We start from the raw sequence: 1,495 nt of genomic DNA, 5'->3' as shown, positions 1-1,495 counted from the left end.
TTATAATTATAGTATAAACTTAAAGGAGGTGAAATACAATGAAGAAGATGAGTGATTTAGAGTATCATTATGGATTGAAAATGCGCATTTATCCAAGCACTAACCAAAAGAAGATTATTAAAATCAATGGTAACATTGCTAGAACTGTTTATAATAAAATGGTTGCTATTGACCAAGAATTATATAAGTTGAAACAAGTTAAGTTACCTATTGATATTGTTAAGGAACGTATTAAAGAATTAAAAAGTCGTAAAAACGCTAGAAATTTATCTAATCATTATCAGTACATGCAAGATAAGAATATTGATAGTTTAGCTAAAGCTAACGCTATTCAAAATTATCAAAAAGCATGGAAGATGTTTAGAAAAGTACATTCATCTGGTACACCTAAGTTCCATAAAAAGAGTTACCGTTTGAGTTATCAAACTAATGCTCAATATGGTAAAGATGCTAAAATGGACGTTTATTCTGCTAGCGTAAAATTTCTTGATAAGAATCATATTAGTTTGCCTAAATTAGGTAGATTAAGAGTATCTGGTTCTCACCGTCGTATTATTGACAATAAAGATGATATTAGAATCGGTACTGTTACTATCTCTAAAGATACAGCTGATAGATATTTCGTATCAATGCAATTAGGCTCTGATACACCATTTGTAAAGAAATTAGCTAAAACTAATTCTCAAGTTGGTGTTGATTTGAATACAGAGAATTTTTTGACCGATAGTTTTGGTAAAGTGGTAGCTAATCCGCGTTATTACCGTACTATTAAGGGTAAAATAGCTAAAGCTCAAAAAGTATTATCTAGAAGGCAAAGAAGAGCTAAAAAAGAAAAACGTTCTTTACGTGATAGTAAAAATTACCAAAAACAAAGAGTTTTAGTAGCTAAGCTCCATGACAGAGTGCGCAATCAACGTAATAACTTTTTGAATCATGTTACTACTGCACTTATCAATAACCACGATTTGGTGGTAGTAGAAAATTTGAGAAGTAAAAATATGCTCAAGAATCACGCTTTAGCTATGTCTATATCCGATGTAGGCTGGAGAAGCTTTTTACAGAAATTGGATTATAAAGCTAATTTGTATAACAGAACAGTTATATCAGTTAATTCTAAAAATACAACACAGACTTGTTATGCTTGTGGCTTTATAATGGGAACAAATGGAACTGATAAGTTGAATCTCAAGGATAGAGAATGGACTTGTCCTAATTGTCATGAACACCATATTAGAGATTGGAATGCAGCTAAAAATATTCTAGCTAAAGGATTAGACAAGTTAGAAAAACCAAAAAACTTAGCTAAAGCTAAGTAAAGGGTGCGTTTGGCAGCTCGCGCCACCCGTATATTATTGTATACAAAGTGCTGTGGTAAATTGATGTGTAAGACGTAAGTATCTTTTTTTGGATATTTATGCTGTATTTTACCCACGGAAGAGTGTGTTAGTAGAGCCGAAAGGCTTGAACACTCACAAGCCCCATGTCTTTAGACTGG

General features: G+C 32.2%; 1 protein-coding gene. It reads left to right on the top strand.

Annotated features, from left to right (window positions below; all coding sequences use genetic code 11):
- Positions 1 to 38 precede the first annotated feature (38 nt).
- On the top strand, positions 39 to 1,316 hold the full coding sequence (locus FC55_RS09610; RefSeq protein WP_057704753.1) for an RNA-guided endonuclease InsQ/TnpB family protein: 1,278 nt from the start codon (positions 39 to 41) through the stop codon (positions 1,314 to 1,316).
- Positions 1,317 to 1,495: the final 179 nt, after the last annotated feature.

It is taken from the genome of Ligilactobacillus salivarius DSM 20555 = ATCC 11741 (assembly GCF_001435955.1).
GTDB lineage: Bacteria > Bacillota > Bacilli > Lactobacillales > Lactobacillaceae > Ligilactobacillus > Ligilactobacillus salivarius.
The sequence above is the reverse complement of the archived record's forward strand: the minus strand, read 5'-3'. Positions and strand labels throughout refer to the sequence as shown.